Below are 2,879 nucleotides of genomic sequence, written 5' to 3' on the forward strand. Positions count from 1 at the left end.
ATATAAAAGATATAAATAATCATGGATCATCCCTATTGCCGTATATTCGCTTAATTCTCTTTTCTTCTTTTGTAAAAGAAGTTGACGCATTTTAAACATAGTAGAGGAACATAGGAAAATAGCGATTAGCTTTCCATATAATTGGCATTCTAATCGTTCTTGTTTTACATTACGATAATGGTCTATTTTGAAGAGTGATTTCCACGTTTTAAAGACAATCTCTATTTGCCAACGCAAAGTATATAACTCATGTACCTGTTCCATCGGAACCCATTCCCAAGGTGTATTCGTCACGTACACGTTTAATCCCGCTGCCATTTTACTTTTCTGTGAGTACGTTCTATTTTTGGATTTTTCTTTTTCCGCGATCTTCGCTCGTCGTTTTTGAAGTTGTTTTTCTGTTAATCGATTAAAAATAACACGGGCAAATAGTTGTTGTTTGTCACCAATATAAGCATGTTTTAATTCAAATGTTTCTCCAGGCTGTAGTTGTTTCAAAATCTGTTTCACATCGATTTGTATGTATTCCGATTGTTTCTTAATTACGCCATTTTTAAAGTATTCTGGGTTTGGATTTTTCATATATACATTCGTATTTAATTTTAAACGAGAAATATAGTATGTACCTCGTTGATCCATTTGATCTAAGTCCTCCAATGAAAAATAACCCAAATCACGAATACATAAATCTCCTGGTCGTAAGGTATCTAAGCACTCTGTACCAAATGTTTTGTCATTATTTTTCCCTGGTCCAACTTGAAAGTTAAGAAATTCCCCACTGTGCAGATCATATTCTAATTGAATTTTGATTCCGGCTGTTTGGGCGCATCCTCCAGAGCCTGGATATACATTTTCTAAAGCATTTGGCACTTGAAATACGGTGGCATCTAGGATACGGATTCGTTGAAAATAAGAGAAAAGCTGGTTAGAAATTTGCGTTTGTTCACATACTTTTTGTTGTAAGAGTAAAGAAAAAATATTTTGTAAAAACAAAATTGCTTTCGCATTTAAACGTTTATTTAAGCCTTCAGGGCTAAGTAAAGTACCAGTAGCTGCAATGGAGCCTACTACATAATCGGACTAAGGGATCACTTGCCACCTGTTGACTAATCCAAATACACATAGTAGCTAAGTCTGACCCAGAAAACTTACGTTTTCTCTTTATAAATCCAATTTCTCTTGCAAGTTCTTCTAAGAATACAGGTGTAACATATCGTTGTAATTCTTCCGCAAATGATTGTAATTCATCTTGAATCGAAAAATGCATAAGAAAACGTCATCCTTTCTAATTTAGTTTATTTAGAAAGGATAACGTTTTTTTGTATTTGAGGGGATTAAAATCTCTTAAGCTGATGGGCATGTATAGTGACCCCTATTAAAACTAAAAATAGCACGTTAATAATTAATCTTTTTATTAGCTTTTACTCTTATCGTCTCTACTTCTGAATACGATTTTTCTACAACTCCTAGACCTGGAACATTATCCATTAAAATGTTTTTAATATCAAAACGCAATATACCAAAAGTATTTTCTTTCAATGGCAGTTCTTTATAAATAGAATCATCAACAATAATTAATTTAGACTGTATTTTTTGTCCTTGTCCTACACCAATACCTAATTCACCTTCTCCTCTTGTTACAGGAATTATATAATTTTCAACCTTTATATCTTCACTAGAAATGTCTTTTCCATGCACAACACTTTTTTCTTTTGTAATTGATGGTAAAGAATGAATTGGTTCTGTAACACGTGGACCTATTGATTTTTGTAACATCTTTTCCTGTATTAATTTTTCAGCTGTAGTTTTATTCAAAATTCTTAAATTTGTATTAAAATTATCACATAATTGTTTTTCATTATCCTTACATAAAATTTTTTCTTTATAGTACGTAGAAGAAGCTAATTTAGACTTATATTCTTCTATTACTTTTTCTACTTGTTGTTGATTTCCAGATACAAGTAATATATTTGGTTTATTTTGATAGACAAAATATCCTGCTCCTATTATGAATAAAACACTACAAAAAAATAGAAATTTTCTCATTAATTAAAATTCCTCCTGTTTAAAAGTTACAATAAATAAAATTTCCATATGAATGAATTTTATCAGTACGTTTCCAAGTATAGAGATTGTTTCTTAACAAAAAATGAGGAGATTTCTTAAGTTTTTCTTAACAAATACTTTCATATGGTATATAAAAAAGAACTCTTGTTATTAAACTGCACGGGTATGACAACCAAAACGGGATTATCAGGACATATGCAAATATATTCCAATCATTATCAATGAAAACAGTAAATATATGATATTTTAAATAGGATTCTAACAAAACGAATGTTTAAGTTACATTAATGCCTTAAAAACTATGAAAATTGCTGAGTGGCTCAAAAAAGAAGGAATGGTTGCCATAGGCCTATATAGAAATTTTTAATCATCCTGCAAATTGGCCAATGGCCCCTATTTTTCAAAAATCAGCTGAAATAGCAAAGGAGAGAAAATGGGATGTATATTCTATTCAAAGAGGTGGGCATTGGGTTATGCAAACAAACCATAAAGAATTAGCTCGTATTTTAGAAAGATGTAGTTAATAACATAAAAAGAATGTACATAAGAAATTTGCTTAGCGTATATTTTCATTAAAATGCTGGTGGTACGTCTATTATAGATAATATTAAACCGGAAAAATCGCTAAACTTGACTGAAGTAGTTATTAAAAATAATCGTTGGACTTATATAGTCTTAAAGGCTAAGGTATCTATGAAGATAAATTCTCACCGTTTGTAAAGGCTGTTCCAACTAATTAATAATTAAGAAGACTATCCCTGATATTATCCCCTTTAGGTAGACGGTGTAAAAAGACCATGTACATACATGGA

General features: G+C 30.9%; 1 protein-coding gene and 1 pseudogene. Both read right to left on the minus strand.

Going from position 1 to position 2,879, the window contains the following annotated elements; all coding sequences use genetic code 11:
- Positions 1–1,267 (minus strand): annotated as a pseudogene (locus HRG09_RS27800) (IS4 family transposase); the annotation flags it as partial.
- Positions 1,268–1,395: 128 nt separating this feature from the next.
- Positions 1,396–2,046 (minus strand): lipoprotein BA_5634 family protein, encoded by a 651-nt coding sequence (locus tag HRG09_RS27805; RefSeq protein WP_174104028.1) that lies wholly within the window; start codon positions 2,044–2,046, stop codon positions 1,396–1,398.
- Positions 2,047–2,879: the final 833 nt, after the last annotated feature.

It is taken from the genome of Bacillus sp. Xin1 (assembly GCF_013314535.1).
Taxonomy (GTDB): domain Bacteria; phylum Bacillota; class Bacilli; order Bacillales; family Bacillaceae_G; genus Bacillus_A.

Bases quoted from the DNA above. Each gene is read 5' to 3' on its own strand.
- HRG09_RS27805 (WP_174104028.1), bottom strand. From the start codon at position 2,046: ATGAGAAAATTTCTATTTTTTTGTAGTGTTTTATTCATAATAGGAGCA.